This window comes from Pantoea sp. PNA 03-3 (assembly GCF_003201175.1).
GTDB lineage: Bacteria > Pseudomonadota > Gammaproteobacteria > Enterobacterales > Enterobacteriaceae > Pantoea > Pantoea stewartii.
Map to the genome: position 1 here is coordinate 937,012 of NZ_QICO01000001.1, position 14,228 is coordinate 951,239.

Genomic DNA, 14,228 nt, shown 5'->3' on the forward strand with positions numbered 1-14,228 from the left:
TTAACGTAAGTTGACCAGAGTGTTAAGGATCTGATCCTGCGTTTTGATGGTCTGCGCGTTCGCCTGGTAGTTGCGTTGCGCGACGATCATATTGACCAGCTCTTTACTCATATCGACGTTCGAAGCTTCCAGTGCGCCTGCGGTCAGTGAACCGAAGGTGCCGGTATTAGCTACGCCGATAGCGGGCTGTCCGGACGCGCTGGTTGCCGACCAAACGTTGTCACCTTTTGACTGCAGACCTTCAGGGTTAGCAAAGCTGGACAGAACGATTTGTCCCAGAAGCTGAGTTTGTCCGTTGGAATAAGCGCCAGTGATGGTGCCGTCATTGTTGATGGCATAGCTGGTCAGATCGCCCGGCGCATAGCCGTTTTGAGTTGGGCTACCAAAAGTTGATGCACCGGTATTTTGCTGCTGGCTACCGACGAAATTCAGTGCAACCGTCGTGCCGTTAGCACCGTTTGCGCCGGTGAGTGGCAACGTTGCAGTACTGTCAGTTGTCGTTCCCGGAACGATGGCACCCGCTGCAGTAATTTGGGAAACGCTGGTCAACTTGCCGTTAGCGTCGAACGACATCTGGTAATTACCTACTGCAGAGCCTACAGTCGAATCCACAGCATGGACGTTCCAGGTATTGTTAGCTGTTTTGACGTAGTACAGGTCGACGTTATGGCTGTTACCCTGCGTGTCGAACATCGAAATTGTGCTCTTCGCGCTACGTGTGGTCTCATCAGAAACGTTGAATTTGGTGTCATCCAGAATCGGTGACGTTGAATTCAGGTTTGCGACTAAATTACTGGTCGTGGTCGCTCTGGCAGCCATTTGTGTCGTAGGAATAGACAGCGACACGGCGTTAGCACCTGCCTGAATGGTTGGAGGAACCCCTGACGCAGGATAGCCGGTAACGTTCAGGCCCTGGGCATTGACCAGGTTACGGTTTTCGTCCAGTTTGAACTGCCCGTTACGTGAATAAAACACGGCGCCCGCCGAGTCAGTCAAACGGAAAAAGCCGTTACCGCTCAGCGCTACATCCAGTCCTCGACTGGTCGTTGTCGTTGCACCATCGTTGAAGTTCTGGATCACGGCAGCGACTTTAGTCCCCAGACCCACGTTTGAACCGGCAAACATGTCGGCAAACGCGATGGTGCTGGACTTAAAGCCCGCTGTGGCGGAGTTAGCGATGTTGTTACCGATAACGTCCAGGTTACTTGAGGCAGCGCCGAGACCGCTGACCGCTTGTGAAAATGACATTTAAATCTCTCCTGTCTACAGGTGAATCAGAGAATCTGACGTACGTCGTCAAGGGTGGCGGAGCCCATGGTGCCGAGATCCAGTTTTGCGGTATTACCCGCTGTGCTTACGCCATTGACGTAGGCATAGTTAAGTGGCTGAGCCACCTGTTGACCGCTGCTGTTACTGGCAGCAATCGCAACTTTGTATTTTCCATCTGGCGCGACGCTGCCATCCGGTAATTTGCCGTCCCACGAGAACGTGTGAACGCCGGCGGTCAGTGCGCCCAGGTCCTGGGTACTGACCACATTGCCCTGTGCATCGGTAATTGTCGCCGTGGCGGTGGTGGCTGCGTTAGTCAGCTCCACGCCAAACGGCGTTGTCGTGCCTTTACCGACCAGAATCTGTGAACCATTCACCATCACGCCATGACCAATCAGCGTCGAACTTTGCAGTGACTGGCTGGTGCTGATCTGACCCGAAATCGATCCCAGTGTGGTGTTCAGTTTTTCAATACCGCTCAGGGTGTTGATCTGTGCCAGCTGTGTTGTCAGCTGACTGTTATCCATCGGATTGGTGGGATCCTGGTTTTGCAGCTGCGTCACCAGCATGGTCAGGAACTGGTTTTGCAGATCCTGGGCGCTGTTACTTGTGCCGGTGCTGGATGAGCTAAGGACCGTGGGGTCCAGCTTTTCATTAACGCCTACCGCGATAGTCATTATTTTTCTCCGTTACTGACCCAGGGTCAGCGTTTTCATCATCATCGACTTCACGGTATTCAGCACCTCGACGTTCGCCTGGTAGCTGCGTGATGCCGACATGGTGTTGACCGTTTCCGCTACCACATCCACGTTAGGCATCTTCACGTAGCCTTTGGCATCCGCCATCGGGTTACCCGGGTCATACACCAGTTTCGCGGGCGTAGGATCATCAACAACCTGCGCCACTTTTACGCCACCGGTGGCCGCACCCGGCGCAGCATCGGTCTGAAAAACGACCTGCTTTGCCACATAAGGCTGCCCGTCCGGGCCGGTCACGCTGTCGGCGTTTGCCAGGTTACTGGCACTGACGTTTAATCGCTGTGATTGCGCGGTCATCGCTGAGCCGGCAATGTCAAAAATATTCAGCAATGCCATGATTATTGCCCTTGTAACACGCTCATCATACCTTTGATTTGGCTACTGATAAGTGTGAGATCGGTTTGATATTTCAGGCTGTTATCCGCGAACTGAGTACGTTCGCGGTCCATATCGACGGTGTTACCGTCCGCAGATGGCTGATCCGGAATGCGATACAGCAAATCCATCGACGGTGCCGTGTTCGTCTGCGCTTCGATGTGACGCGACGAAGTAACTTTGAGCGCCAGGCTACTGCCTTCAGCACGTCCATTCGCCATTGCCCGATTCAGCTCGCTGGCAAAGTCGATATCCCTGGCCTGATAGCCTGGGGTGTCGGCGTTGGCAATGTTGGATGCCAGAATCTCCTGACGTTGAGCTCGCAGGTTGAGGGCTTCGGTACCGAAATGTAGCGCCGCATCGAGTTTGTCGAGCATGCTTCCTCCGCAAATGAGAATTTCGAGCTGGCAGCATAATTGGGAAAAAGCAAGAGCCATCGTCTGAATAACGCCTCAAATCGTCGCTATTTTAACTCTTGAGTTTTTTTTCAAACGCGTACACTCATTGCCATCATCAGTGAGGAAAAGCACATGCGTGGATATCCAGCCCTGTTAGCCAGCCTGCTGGCCCTGTTTGCCTTACCCGTTATGGCAGGCGATTTCAGCGCCCAACTGAACCAGTTTTTTAAAGCCCGTGATCCTGAGCATGCCACGGGCATGAACGTCGTCATTCGCACGCCACAGGCACAGTGGCCCTTATGTGATACGCCGCAATTTACGTTGCCCGGCAACAGCCGCCCGTGGGGCAATATGAGCGTGGCAGCCAACTGCGGAGAAAATCGACGTTATATTCAGGTCCAGGTTCAGGTCACTGGCCGTTATCTGGTGGCGAAAAATTTAATCGCCCGCGGCGCAACCGTGAGCAAAGACGATTTCCGTATCGAAGAGGGACGTCTGGATACGCTGCCGCCGCGCACCCTGCTTAACGATGAGACCGTCGCCGATTCTGTGGTGCTGCGAGACATTCAGCCGGGACAGCCGGTGAGTCAGTCGATGCTGCGCCAGCCGTGGCGTGTAAAAGCAGGTCAGGATGTCATGGTGGTTGCCAGTGGCGACGGATTTGATGCCAGCGGCGAGGGGAAAGCCTTAAGCAATGGCACTATTGCGCAATGGGTTCGTGTACGTATGGGGAACGGTCAGGTTGTGAGCGGTCGGGTCAGTGATGATGGGAAAATTCTTATAACACTATAAAACATTAAAGAAGCCTGTTTATTTGCCGATAGAAGAATCAGCAAAGCGATTACGCTATTATGATTCAGGTGGCAGACCCCCTGACCTTACAGGAGCCCGAATATGAGCATCGAAAGAACACAACCGTTAAAGCCCGCCAGCACCGTGCAAACACGTGACAGCAGCGAGCCGCAAACTGCGCGTGTGCGCCAGAGTGACAGCGCAACAGCGACCACGCCAGCCGCCGCTCAGGTGAGCCTGAGCAGCGCCCAGGCGCAGCTGATGAAGCCAGGCAGCCAGGACATTAACGTCCAACGCGTTGAACAATTGAAAACCGCTATTCGTAATGGCGAGTTGAAGATGGATACCGGCAAGATCGCCGATGCGCTGATTGCCGACACTAAGGCGTATTTAGAGGGTAAATAATCCCCATGAGTAATTTGCTGACCACATTAGATAAGATGCAGGAAGTGCTGGTGTCTCTGGCGACCGTTCTGGATGAAGAAGAACAACAGTTGTCGTCCGGAATGATTGACAGCAACAATTTGCAGCGCATTACCGAAGATAAAAGCGCGCTGCTGACGACGCTGAACTATCTGGATGAGATGCGCCGTAGCAACGAGAAAAGTCTGGGGACATCTGCACCTTATCGTGGTCAGAGTGACATGGCGCGCCGCTGGGAAGGTATTCAGCAGCATACACGTCGGTTACACCGTGCCAACACGCACAACGGCATCCTGTTACAGCACCAGATTACCTTCACGCATGATGCGTTAGACGTGCTTAAGCCGCATCAGACGCAAGCGTTCTACGGACCGGATGGAAAAGGTCAGGGCCAGGCGACGCTGAGCCGTAAAATCTGATAACGTCAGTCTGGTGATCACGCTGTCCATTTTTGAAGAATCCGTCATCACGCGTGGATGACGGATTTTTTCATGCTGTCGTCACAGGGCGGCGGGTCTGTTATGCAGAATATCTGTCCCCTTCGCCCAACAGATGCAGTGTCCAACGCGCTATACATCCTGCACCTCCGGCATCCCGGATAACGTCTCTGCTCCAGCGCATCCCTGCGCATACTGCCTGTTCTGATAAGAAGCGGACGCCGATTTAGCCTGCCACGATCTGGCAGGCATTCGTCTTAAAACGCTTCCCAGTTGTCATGACCTTTCTTCGGTGCCGCTGCTGCAAAAGCAGGAACGGCGGGAGCAACGACTACAGTGGGGGCGTCAGACGGTGTTAACGGGGCTCGTTCAAGTTTAAAGACGGCCACGGCTTTCGTCAGTTTATCCGCCTGATCCTCAAGGGAGGCCGCAGCGGCTGAAGCCTCTTCAACCAGTGACGCATTTTGCTGGGTTACTGCATCCATTTCTGTGATCGCTTGGCTGACCTGCTGAATGCCTCGGTTCTGCTCGTCTGAAGAGACGGCAATTTCAGAAATGATGTCATTCACACGCTGGAATGCGTCTACCGTTTTCATCATGGTGGTACCGGCATCGCTAACCAGTTCCGTGCCGTTGTTAACCAGTCCGACAGAAGTGGCGATAAGCCCTTCGATTTCTTTTGCAGCCTGCGCGCTGCGCTGAGCAAGGCTGCGCACTTCGCTGGCGACCACCGCAAATCCGCGTCCCTGCTCCCCTGCCCGCGCGGCTTCGACCGCGGCATTCAATGCCAGAATATTCGTCTGAAAGGCGATGCTGTTAATGACGCTGGTAATTTCAGCGATCTTTTTCGAACTGCCGGAGATATCGTCCATGGTTTTGACGACGCGATTAACAATCTCTCCACCCGACTGGGCTTTTTCGGACGCATCGGACGCCAGCTGGCAGGCGTGATGCGCATTGTCGGCATTCTGTTTCACCGTCGCGGTCAGTTGTTCCATGCTGGCAGCCGTCTGTTCCAGCGACGCGGCCTGCTGTTCCGTTCGGGAGGAGAGATCGGTGTTGCCGGAGGCAATTTCCCCCGCGCTCTGAAAGATAGCAATGGCCCCATCGCGGACAGCGCCGACAGTTTGGGCAAGCGATGACTGCATACGTTGCAGGTTCGACAGTAACATACCCGGCTCGTTACGACCGCAGGCCGAGGGTGGTACGGTCAAATCGCCGTGGGCAATCAGATCGATACGGTGAAGTGACTGTCTTAAAGGCTTAATTACCACTTTTCTCAGCAGAGCAAAAGCCAGTAGCACAATCACTACGGATGCGATAAAGGCCACTAACATCGTGGTATAGCCTGTTTTAACCTGTTCAACCGCCTGCTGTTTAATGTCCATCGAGCGCTGATTGCGCATCTGAATGGCTTTCATCAACACGTCTTTATACGCTTTGTCGAGTTTGTCAGCCGCCGTTTCATCCGAAATGATCTCTTCAAAACTGTTCTGTTTGGCTGCCTCAATCATCGGCATCAACCCTTTTTGCAGGTAATCCTTAAATCGCGCCTGCAGTTGTTTATCAAGTTCGATGCCGACTGGCGTCCTGACCGGACGGTTAAGGTAAATATTCAGCCCATTTTCTGCCTTTTTAATGCTGCCCTCTGTGGCGCTGAGGAAAGCAGCGTAGTTATCCGTGTCGGCAATACGTGCCGCTGCGCCGGCCTGAATAATATTGAGCCTGGCAGAGCGCATATGCGTTGAGCTGTCGAGTAATCCCTGCCTTACCGAAATTTCATCCGTTGACACGTCAAGGGAATGTTGCCCCTGCGTCAGAAACCAGGCGGATATCGTGCTACTGCACACGAACAGAAATAAGATGCCGCCAAAAATCAGGCTGAATAAGGGAATAAGATTGAGGTTGTACCAGAAACCTGGCATCGCGTTTTCATGAGCGCGGGTATGCATTTTGATCTTCCTCTCAATGATGGACTAAAGGTACTCATCGGCAGGAAGAGGACAGGATTTACGCCAAAACGGACTTTTGAATCAGTTTCTTACAACATTATGGGCTTACCGCCCGAAGCGATGTCAGACGCTAAATAGCAATGAAAAAAACATGAATTTTTTATGACGATACGCTGTAAACAGGCTTTTCGACGCACCGTATTAACGCCTTGCGCCTGATGAGTCAGTAACGGCGTGCCCCCATCCATTATCGGGTGTCGTCTCTTGGCAACCCGCTGAGCGGATTACTCACCTGAAAATGCCAACTAATCTGCTGCGAGGGCTGTCCCCCTAGTAAACAGGCCAGCAAAAGGGATGACAGAGGTTCGTGGCATCGCCGGGCGTGATGAAATGACCGGTCTGGCACAGAATCCCTTGTTAGTCCGGCCTGCACTGCGCAGGTTTATGACAAAAAGGCCGTAATGTTATTCATTACGGCCTGAATTATGGCATTAACCGTTGGAGGGTTTCATGGTCAGACGGCGGTACGGCGGGCATAATCCCGCAGTCTGAAGCCCATCATGCCCAGGGCCAGGAAATAAGCGCCGCCGCCTACTGCACAGACAAGAGCCAGCCGCAACAGGCGCCATAGCATGTTGCCCTGCTCCCAGTCCGGCATCCAGTACAGCATGCCTGACAGCGCGGCCGCCATGACGATTACCGCCACCAGTAAGCGAATCAGAAAACCGGTCCAGCCAGGCTGAGGTTGAAAGATTTTCTTTTTACGCAGTTGCCAGTAGAGCAACCCAGCATTGAGGCAGGCACCCAGACCAATGGAGAGTGACAGTCCGGCATGCTTCAGCGGGCCAATAAAGGCCAGATTCATTAGCTGGGTCGCGATCAGCGTAACAATCGCAATTTTTACCGGCGTTTTAATGTCCTGACGGGAATAGAAGCCCGGCGCCAGGACTTTCACGACGATCAGGCCCATCAATCCCACCGAGTAGGCAATCAGCGCACGCTGCGTCATAGCGGCATCAAAGGCAGTAAATTTTCCGTACTGGAACAACGCGACAGTCAGCGGACCGGACAACATACCCAGCGCCACCGCACTGGGCAACGCCAGTAAAAAGCACAAACGCAGGCCCCAGTCCATTAAGCGCGAATACTCTTCATGGTGGCCACTGGCGAAACTTTTTGCCAGAGAAGGCAATAAAATCGTGCCCAGCGCCACGCCTAACACGCCGGACGGAAACTCCATCAGGCGGTCAGCGTAATACATCCATGAGACAGAGCCCGAAACCAGGAACGAGGCAAAAATCGTATTGATGATCAGTGAGATCTGACTCACTGAAACCCCAAGAATTGCCGGCCCCATCTGGCGCATCACGCGCCACACGCCAGCATCACGCAGGTTGATCCGCGGCAGGACCAGCATGCCCAGCTTTTTCAGATGCGGTAACTGATAGCCCAGTTGCAGCAGTCCGCCGACCACCACCGCCCACGCCAGCGCCATGATGGGCGGATGGAAGTGCGGTGCGGCGAACAGCGCAAAGCCGATCATGCTGATATTCAGCAGCGTGGGGGCAAACGCCGGCACCGAAAAACGGTTCCAGGTGTTTAATATGGCCCCAGCCAGCGAAGCCAGCGAAATCAGGAGAATGTAGGGGAAAGTGACGCGCAGCAGCGCGCTGGTCAGGGCAAATTTGTCGGCTGTATCGGCGAAACCCGGTGCCGTCACCAGGATGACCCAGGGGGCGGCAACCATGCCTGCGACGGTCACGAGCGCCAGCGCCAGGGTCAGCAGACCGGAAACGTAGGACACGAAGAGCCGTGTAGCCTCTTCGCCCTGCTTACTTTTATATTCGGCCAGAATAGGAACAAATGCCTGCGAGAAGGCCCCTTCAGCAAAAATACGCCGCAGAAGATTGGGTAGTTTAAACGCAACAAAGAACGCATCGGTCGCCATGCCGGCACCAAACACCCGTGCCACGATGGCATCCCGGGCAAAACCCAGCACGCGGGAAAACAGGGTCATTGAACTGACCGCTGCCAGCGATTTCAACAAATTCATAATTGACGGGGCATCCTGAAAAGAATCGGCAAAATGAGTGACTTAGCACGGGTCCTGTCACACGTCGGGCGATAGTCTACTGCGATCGCGTGAAATGACCAGCACTGAGTGTTACAAGGCGTTATTCCCGTTCCGCGTCACGCCACATGGATTCGACGATACGTTGCGCCAGCAGTGCCTGCTCACCACTCGTTTCCGGCTTTGTCTGATTTTCGATGCAGTGAACAAAATGTTCTGCCACGCCCACAAATCCGCGCTGAGCCAGATGGCTCTGCCAGGCGGCAGGCGGCGTGAGCACTACGCCTGCACCGCACTCTTCCTGCCAGTCGCGCATGTCATGAATATCAATGCACTTGCCATCACAGATGGCGCTGATACGTTCGCGCTGGCTGCCTGCCCGACGATGCATACTGGTGGTTACCTGCAATCCACCCGCATTGAAATGGTGCTCGGCGTAAAGCATCTGTCCCTGTTCATTGGTCGCAATATGGCCCTGACGGGGCAGCGCACGGCCTCCTGCCAGCCACAGAGCCGTATCAACGACATGCAGGTAATCATCTAACAGTGTAAAGCGCAGATCCTGTGGACCCACGCTGTCGCTGCGGTGTTTTTCGATACGCAGCGCAGCGGCGGAGTGCATTTGTGTTTTCAGTTGCTGATAGCAGGGCGCGAAACGCCGGTTAAACGCCACCATTAGCTTTCGTTGTTTCTTTTCGGCCAGCGCGACCAGGGCCTCTGCCTGATTCAGGGTTTCTGCCAGCGGTTTGTCGACACAGACATCCTTGCCAGCCTGGAGCAGTGCTTTGACCACGTCGTAATGGCTGGCCGTACTGCTGTGCACAAATACGGCGTCACAGGCGGTAGCCAGAGCGGTCAGTGAAGGGAAGCAGGTGATACGGTAGCGGTCACAGACGATGCGGGCGTTGGCCTGATTCGGCGAAAATGCACCGACTAACTGCCAGTTATTTGCCTGCGATAACACAGGCAACCAGGCCTTTTGCGCAATACCGCCCAACCCAACAACACCAATGCGAATCGTCATTTATTGTTCTCTTTCCAGTAATTGCGCCAGTTGTTCCTGAAGATCGGCAACCTGTTGCTCAAGCGCCTCAACCCGATCCCGCAGCGCGGCATCGTCCGCCGTGGCTGGGTGTTGCTCCAGCGCCCCGAGTTCGGCCTCATCAGCAAACATGTGCATAAAACGGCTTTCACGTTTACCCGGCTCCCGCGCCAGGCGCATGACCATGGGCCCCTCAGCGCGCGACATCAACGTGTCCAGCGTCTGTTCAACGTCGCTGACGTCGGCAAACTCATGCAAACGCCCACTCCGGGTCCGCAGTTCACCAGGGGTTTGTGCGCCACGCAGGAACAGCAATGTGAGAACGGCAACTTCTGCGCTACTGAGCTGTAAATTACCGAAGGCGGAATTGCAGAAGCGTTGCTCGTATTTCACCACGCGCTGGCCGAACCCGCTGTTGGCGGTCACCAGATGCTTTTTAATCAGGAGATCGAGCTGATCCTGCACGTCGCTTTCGCTCAGCGTCATCACGGGCTCGCGATTAGATTTTTGATTACAGGCGGTAAGCACGCCATTTAATGAAAGGGGATACTGTTCCGGTGTGGTGATTTGCTTTTCCAGCAGGCAACCCAGCACGCGCAACGCATGCGCCGACAAGGTCATCTTCATTGCGAACTCCTCATTTTACCCACGACGATTGGGTGTCCATTCCTTGCTGGTCAGCGCAGTCAGGACATGATCCTGCCACTGACCGTTAATCATCAGGTAGTTTTTAGCATAGCCCTCTTTTTCGAATCCCAGGCGGGCCAGCAGGTCACCACTGCGCTGGTTATGTGGCATGTAGTTTGCCATGATGCGGTGGATATATTGCTGGCGCTGCATATAGCGAATCGCCGACTGCAGCGCTTCAAACATCAGGCCCTGCCCTTGCCACTTCTCGCCAAGCGAATAGCCAAGATAGCAGGCATGAAAGGCACCGCGCAGGACATTGCTAAAATTCGCCACGCCACGCACTTCCGTTTCATTACTGTCCATTAAAATAAAATAGAACGCCGAGCCCTGTTTATGCATATCAGCGATCAGGCCCAGCCGGGCTTGCCAGCCAGAGGGATAACAGTGGCTGTCATCACGCACCGGCTCCCAGGGTTTAAGGAAGTCACGGTTTTCCGCGTAATAGTCGGCTAAACGCCATGCATCGCGTTCATGAACCAGTCTTACCACCAGCCGCTCGGTCGTGAGTCGCACCCTTGGTGCGGCAGAACGATAGCCAAACATCATCTCTCCTGAAGTCCATGGCGGGAAGGAAATGCCAGTCATTGATAACTTTCACTATAACCGCCGTCAGGTCTGCGGTAAAACGTTACGCATACCACAACAGCCAGGTCGCTGAATTATCGTCCGGCCCACCGTGCAGCGCAGGCGCGTCAAAAGACCTGCTCATATCTCCGCTCCAGAAAACTGGTTCGGTAACCACATCGGTTTCTTAACCCTGTGCGCTGTCACTGCCTCGCCGCGTAAGAAGCCGTAGGTGCCGCAAGCCGCCCATTTTAACAGCGGAAGATCGGGACACTTTCTTCCGGAAGGCATTTTCGGCAAATCCATATCATCCCATTCCTGATGACAGACGGTTTGCATTCAGGCAGGCTATGCCACGAGCGAGTTTTTCAGTTAAACGAGGGAAGTATGAAGACGGTTTTTCACGGGCTGGTTGCCCTGTTTTTAGCGGTTTTACTGAGTGGCTGTAATCAGTTAACGCAATACACAATTAGCGAACAGGAAGTCAATCAGGCCCTGCAAAAACATAATAACTTCGAAAAAGACATTGGCGTATCAGGTCTGGTCAATGCCCATATTGTGTTAACTAACCTGAATAGCCAGATTGGTCGGGACGTGCCAGGCAAAGTCACCTTATCGGGCGATGCCAAAATTAATGTCTCCTCACTCTTTGGTCCGCAACAGGCCGATATGCAGCTCAAAATGCGTGCGCAGCCAGTGTTTGATCAGCAGCAAGGAGCCATATATTTGCGCGATATGGAAATCGTCGATGCGCAGGTTCAGCCCGAGAAGATGGCCTCTATTATGAAAACCCTGACGCCTTATCTGAATCAGTCGTTAAAAAGCTACTTTGATCAGCACCCGGCCTACGTGCTGAGCGCCGATCGCAGTAAAGCGGAATCGCTGGCGAAAAAATTCGCGAAAGGGCTGGAAGTGAAGCCTGGTGAACTGGTCATCCCCTTCACCGACTAACCGCCTGACAGGCAGCTTTACCGTCATCTTATCCGCGCCTTCAGGCGCGGATTTTTTTTAAAAAAGAAAAACAGGTGCAAACGGTTGCCTGAGTCCTTATGCTTATAACCCGGCCTAAACACGCCTTTCGTTTATTCTACTTGCCGGAGCCGCATTCATGACCGCACACCCTCAGCAACTTACTATCCGCCGTCCAGATGACTGGCATATCCATCTTCGTGATGATGATATGCTCAACACTGTGCTGCCCTATACCAGCGCAGTCAATGGTCGTGCTATCGTCATGCCCAATCTGGTTCCGCCGGTAGTCAGCGTCGCGGCGGGCGAAGCTTATCGCAATCGCATTCTGGCTGCCTTACCTGACGGGCACGCTTTTACCCCCCTGATGACCTGCTACCTGACCGACTCGTTAGAGGCCGATGAGCTGGCCCGCGGTTTTCAGTCGGGATTGTTCACGGCCGCCAAACTGTATCCCGCTCATGCCACGACCAATTCAAGCCATGGTGTCACCAATATTGCTTCGATTGCCTCAGTGCTGGAGCGGATGCAAACGCTGGGAATGCCGCTGCTGGTGCACGGTGAAGTGACGGACTCGCACATCGATATTTTTGACCGCGAAGCCCGCTTTATTGAAACGGTGATGGAACCGCTACGCAAACAGTTCCCCGCGCTGAAAGTGGTGATGGAACACATCACGACCAAAGATGCAGCTGACTATGTGGAAAGCGCCAATGAAAACCTGGCGGCAACGATTACGCCGCAGCATCTGATGTTCAATCGCAACCATATGCTGGTCGGGGGTATCCGCCCTCACCTGTACTGTCTGCCGATCCTGAAACGCAATACGCATCAGCAGGCGCTGCGCAGGATTGTCGCCTCCGGTCATCCCCGTTTCTTTCTGGGTACCGACACCGCGCCTCATTTGCGCCATCTGAAAGAGAGCAGCTGCGGCTGTGCGGGTGTGTTCAACGCCCCTACCTCCCTGCCCGCGTACGCCACCGTATTTGAAGAGCTCAATGCCCTGCAGCATTTTGAGGCATTTTGTTCTGAAAATGGTCCGCGTTTCTATGGCCTGCCGCTGAACGAAGGCACCCTTACGCTGGTGCGTGAGCCATGGACGGTAGAAGAAAGCATTGCAATGGGCTCTCATACGCTGGTGCCTTTCCTGGCCGGGGAAACCCTCAACTGGCGTATAAAATAATTTCGCTTGCCTCCGCCATATTTATACTGTAATTATATACAGTATCTTATACGGAGGCTTTTATGCGTGTTGAAATTACCGTTGCCAAAACCCAACCTCTTCCCGCTGGTGCGATGGAAGCCCTGAGCCAGGAGCTGTCGCGCCGGATCGATGAACAATTTCCGCAATTCACCAATCAGGTCAAAGTGCGTTACGCCACGGCGAATCAGCTGAGCGTAATGGGCGGTGACAAAGACACGCGTGAACAAATCAGTGAAATCCTGCAGCAAACGTGGGAAAGCGCTGACGACTGGTTCATTACCGATTAACCGCCACTGTGCTGTTTTTACCGGGTTTCGCCACCCGGTTTTTTTATCTTCATTTATGCCTGACTAACCGCTCGCCCATCTGGACTCCGAATGACCAATGCCCTATGCTGGCGCTGCTCATGCATAAAAGGAGTTTCATCCCATGACTACAGATAAACCCGAAGAAGCCATGACCTTTGGCGAGCTGCTGACGCTCATCGGTGAACAGCAACGCCGCTTGACGGTGCTGGAAAACGCCTTTTCCAGCCTGATTTTCTGTCTTGATGACCGGGCCAGTCAGTTGCTGGTGCATAATCTTTCGCTTGAAGCGCAAAATCAAAACCATGATGAGCAATTGCAGCAGCAGTTTGCGCGCCTTGCAGAGACATTACAAAAACGTAGCGGTTCAGCAGGCGTTGAAACTTCCCCTCTTTAACCCTGTTTAACGACCTTAATAAGCCTTTTTTATTGTTCAATTAGGACAATTGCACGCCCGGTATTCAGGTATTATATCTTCTCAGCCTGACTGTTTTAGAGATAATCATTCTGCATTCAGGCTTTCCATGATACGTTTTAATCAGTAAATCGCCATTTTGCTGTTATAATTGTTTCGCAGTGGAAATTAAAAGCCGCATTGAACCTCATCATGCACTTCGTTTAACGAGTAATAAGGAGGTTATAATGGACAGTCGGAAAGATGTAATTCAGACCCATCCTCTGGTGGGCTGGGATATCAGTACTGTTGACAGCTATGATGCGATGATGATCCGTCTGCACTCCCTTTCGTCGCAGGATCAAACTGAAGAAGACGCGGACGTCGGCCCGACCTACTGGCTGACGACAGATGTAGCCAGGCAATTTATCTCTATTCTCGAAGCGGGTATCGCTAAGATTGAATCTGCCGAGCAAGTAGAACGACTACGAAAGAAGCATTAATACTGCTGCATCAGCGAGGCACCCACCCGGGTGCCTTTTTTCATGGACTTTCTGGTATGCTATTGATTATGTAACCCTTTCA

At 53.4% G+C, this 14,228-nt stretch carries 17 protein-coding genes; 8 read left to right on the forward strand and 9 right to left on the reverse strand.

Annotated features, from left to right (window positions below; translation table 11 throughout):
• Genes flgE through flgB form a run of 4 tightly spaced genes read right to left on the reverse strand, consistent with a single transcriptional unit; the run spans window position 1 to window position 2,779 of the window.
• Entirely contained in the window at window positions 1-1,248 is a 1,248-nt protein-coding gene (gene flgE / locus C7433_RS04345) for a flagellar hook protein FlgE (protein WP_006118818.1), read from the reverse strand.
• 26 nt (window positions 1,249-1,274) lie between these two features.
• A complete protein-coding gene (flgD, locus tag C7433_RS04350) occupies window positions 1,275-1,946 on the reverse strand; it encodes a flagellar hook assembly protein FlgD (protein WP_006118817.1) in 672 nt (223 codons plus the stop codon).
• Between the two features lie 12 nt (window positions 1,947-1,958).
• Window positions 1,959-2,363: a flagellar basal body rod protein FlgC gene (gene flgC / locus C7433_RS04355; RefSeq protein WP_006118816.1), complete on the reverse strand. Its 405-nt coding sequence runs from the start codon at window positions 2,361-2,363 to the stop codon at window positions 1,959-1,961.
• 2 nt (window positions 2,364-2,365) lie between these two features.
• Window positions 2,366-2,779 carry a flagellar basal body rod protein FlgB gene (flgB, locus tag C7433_RS04360; protein WP_006118815.1) on the reverse strand — a complete coding sequence of 138 codons (414 nt, stop codon included), beginning with the start codon at window positions 2,777-2,779 and terminating at the stop codon, window positions 2,366-2,368.
• A gap of 153 nt (window positions 2,780-2,932) precedes the next feature.
• Here flgB and flgA point away from each other — a divergent pair, with 153 nt between their 5' ends.
• From flgA to C7433_RS04375, 3 genes are all read left to right on the forward strand, one after another.
• Window positions 2,933-3,592 carry a flagellar basal body P-ring formation chaperone FlgA gene (gene flgA, locus C7433_RS04365; protein ID WP_033737561.1) on the forward strand — a complete coding sequence of 220 codons (660 nt, stop codon included), beginning with the start codon at window positions 2,933-2,935 and terminating at the stop codon, window positions 3,590-3,592.
• Between the two features lie 102 nt (window positions 3,593-3,694).
• On the forward strand, window positions 3,695-3,997 hold the full coding sequence (gene flgM / locus C7433_RS04370) for a flagellar biosynthesis anti-sigma factor FlgM (RefSeq protein ID WP_006118814.1): 303 nt from the start codon (window positions 3,695-3,697) through the stop codon (window positions 3,995-3,997).
• Window positions 3,998-4,002: 5 nt separating this feature from the next.
• Window positions 4,003-4,434 (forward strand): flagella synthesis protein FlgN, encoded by a 432-nt coding sequence (locus C7433_RS04375; protein WP_006118813.1) that lies wholly within the window; start codon window positions 4,003-4,005, stop codon window positions 4,432-4,434.
• 275 nt (window positions 4,435-4,709) lie between these two features.
• Here C7433_RS04375 and C7433_RS04380 read toward each other — a convergent pair whose 3' ends face one another.
• The 5 genes from C7433_RS04380 to rimJ all read right to left on the reverse strand — a co-directional run bounded on the left by C7433_RS04380 (window position 4,710) and on the right by rimJ (window position 10,750).
• Window positions 4,710-6,404 carry a methyl-accepting chemotaxis protein gene (locus tag C7433_RS04380; protein ID WP_033737562.1) on the reverse strand — a complete coding sequence of 565 codons (1,695 nt, stop codon included), beginning with the start codon at window positions 6,402-6,404 and terminating at the stop codon, window positions 4,710-4,712.
• A 514-nt stretch (window positions 6,405-6,918) separates the two neighbouring features.
• Window positions 6,919-8,457 carry a murein biosynthesis integral membrane protein MurJ gene (gene murJ, locus C7433_RS04385; protein ID WP_033737563.1) on the reverse strand — a complete coding sequence of 513 codons (1,539 nt, stop codon included), beginning with the start codon at window positions 8,455-8,457 and terminating at the stop codon, window positions 6,919-6,921.
• Window positions 8,458-8,578: 121 nt separating this feature from the next.
• Window positions 8,579-9,499: a Gfo/Idh/MocA family protein gene (locus tag C7433_RS04390; protein ID WP_110267687.1), complete on the reverse strand. Its 921-nt coding sequence runs from the start codon at window positions 9,497-9,499 to the stop codon at window positions 8,579-8,581.
• Window positions 9,500-10,144 carry a YceH family protein gene (locus C7433_RS04395; protein WP_110267688.1) on the reverse strand — a complete coding sequence of 215 codons (645 nt, stop codon included), beginning with the start codon at window positions 10,142-10,144 and terminating at the stop codon, window positions 9,500-9,502.
• A gap of 15 nt (window positions 10,145-10,159) precedes the next feature.
• Window positions 10,160-10,750 carry a ribosomal protein S5-alanine N-acetyltransferase gene (rimJ, locus tag C7433_RS04400; protein ID WP_033737566.1) on the reverse strand — a complete coding sequence of 197 codons (591 nt, stop codon included), beginning with the start codon at window positions 10,748-10,750 and terminating at the stop codon, window positions 10,160-10,162.
• A 408-nt stretch (window positions 10,751-11,158) separates the two neighbouring features.
• Between rimJ and C7433_RS04405 the strand changes: the two genes are divergently transcribed.
• The 5 genes from C7433_RS04405 to bssS all read left to right on the forward strand — a co-directional run bounded on the left by C7433_RS04405 (window position 11,159) and on the right by bssS (window position 14,146).
• Window positions 11,159-11,722: a lipoprotein gene (locus tag C7433_RS04405; RefSeq protein ID WP_006118807.1), complete on the forward strand. Its 564-nt coding sequence runs from the start codon at window positions 11,159-11,161 to the stop codon at window positions 11,720-11,722.
• A gap of 157 nt (window positions 11,723-11,879) precedes the next feature.
• Window positions 11,880-12,923 (forward strand): dihydroorotase, encoded by a 1,044-nt coding sequence (gene pyrC, locus C7433_RS04410; protein ID WP_006118806.1) that lies wholly within the window; start codon window positions 11,880-11,882, stop codon window positions 12,921-12,923.
• A gap of 62 nt (window positions 12,924-12,985) precedes the next feature.
• Window positions 12,986-13,231, forward strand: a complete 246-nt coding sequence (gene dinI / locus C7433_RS04415) for a DNA damage-inducible protein I (RefSeq protein ID WP_006118805.1) — start codon at window positions 12,986-12,988, stop codon at window positions 13,229-13,231.
• Between the two features lie 142 nt (window positions 13,232-13,373).
• Window positions 13,374-13,646 carry a hypothetical protein gene (locus tag C7433_RS04420; RefSeq protein ID WP_006118803.1) on the forward strand — a complete coding sequence of 91 codons (273 nt, stop codon included), beginning with the start codon at window positions 13,374-13,376 and terminating at the stop codon, window positions 13,644-13,646.
• A gap of 245 nt (window positions 13,647-13,891) precedes the next feature.
• Window positions 13,892-14,146 (forward strand): biofilm formation regulator BssS, encoded by a 255-nt coding sequence (bssS, locus tag C7433_RS04425; protein ID WP_006118802.1) that lies wholly within the window; start codon window positions 13,892-13,894, stop codon window positions 14,144-14,146.
• The last annotated feature ends 82 nt before the right edge of the window (window positions 14,147-14,228 follow it).

Bases quoted from the DNA above. Each gene is read 5' to 3' on its own strand.
- flgE (WP_006118818.1), bottom strand. From the start codon at position 1,248: ATGTCATTTTCACAAGCGGTCAGCGGTCTCGGCGCTGCCTCAAGTAAC.
- flgD (WP_006118817.1), bottom strand. From the start codon at position 1,946: ATGACTATCGCGGTAGGCGTTAATGAAAAGCTGGACCCCACGGTCCTT.
- flgC (WP_006118816.1), bottom strand. From the start codon at position 2,363: ATGGCATTGCTGAATATTTTTGACATTGCCGGCTCAGCGATGACCGCG.
- flgB (WP_006118815.1), bottom strand. From the start codon at position 2,779: ATGCTCGACAAACTCGATGCGGCGCTACATTTCGGTACCGAAGCCCTC.
- flgA (WP_033737561.1), top strand. From the start codon at position 2,933: ATGCGTGGATATCCAGCCCTGTTAGCCAGCCTGCTGGCCCTGTTTGCC.
- flgM (WP_006118814.1), top strand. From the start codon at position 3,695: ATGAGCATCGAAAGAACACAACCGTTAAAGCCCGCCAGCACCGTGCAA.
- C7433_RS04375 (WP_006118813.1), top strand. From the start codon at position 4,003: ATGAGTAATTTGCTGACCACATTAGATAAGATGCAGGAAGTGCTGGTG.
- C7433_RS04380 (WP_033737562.1), bottom strand. From the start codon at position 6,404: ATGCATACCCGCGCTCATGAAAACGCGATGCCAGGTTTCTGGTACAAC.
- murJ (WP_033737563.1), bottom strand. From the start codon at position 8,457: ATGAATTTGTTGAAATCGCTGGCAGCGGTCAGTTCAATGACCCTGTTT.
- C7433_RS04390 (WP_110267687.1), bottom strand. From the start codon at position 9,499: ATGACGATTCGCATTGGTGTTGTTGGGTTGGGCGGTATTGCGCAAAAG.
- C7433_RS04395 (WP_110267688.1), bottom strand. From the start codon at position 10,144: ATGAAGATGACCTTGTCGGCGCATGCGTTGCGCGTGCTGGGTTGCCTG.
- rimJ (WP_033737566.1), bottom strand. From the start codon at position 10,750: ATGTTTGGCTATCGTTCTGCCGCACCAAGGGTGCGACTCACGACCGAG.
- C7433_RS04405 (WP_006118807.1), top strand. From the start codon at position 11,159: ATGAAGACGGTTTTTCACGGGCTGGTTGCCCTGTTTTTAGCGGTTTTA.
- pyrC (WP_006118806.1), top strand. From the start codon at position 11,880: ATGACCGCACACCCTCAGCAACTTACTATCCGCCGTCCAGATGACTGG.
- dinI (WP_006118805.1), top strand. From the start codon at position 12,986: ATGCGTGTTGAAATTACCGTTGCCAAAACCCAACCTCTTCCCGCTGGT.
- C7433_RS04420 (WP_006118803.1), top strand. From the start codon at position 13,374: ATGACTACAGATAAACCCGAAGAAGCCATGACCTTTGGCGAGCTGCTG.
- bssS (WP_006118802.1), top strand. From the start codon at position 13,892: ATGGACAGTCGGAAAGATGTAATTCAGACCCATCCTCTGGTGGGCTGG.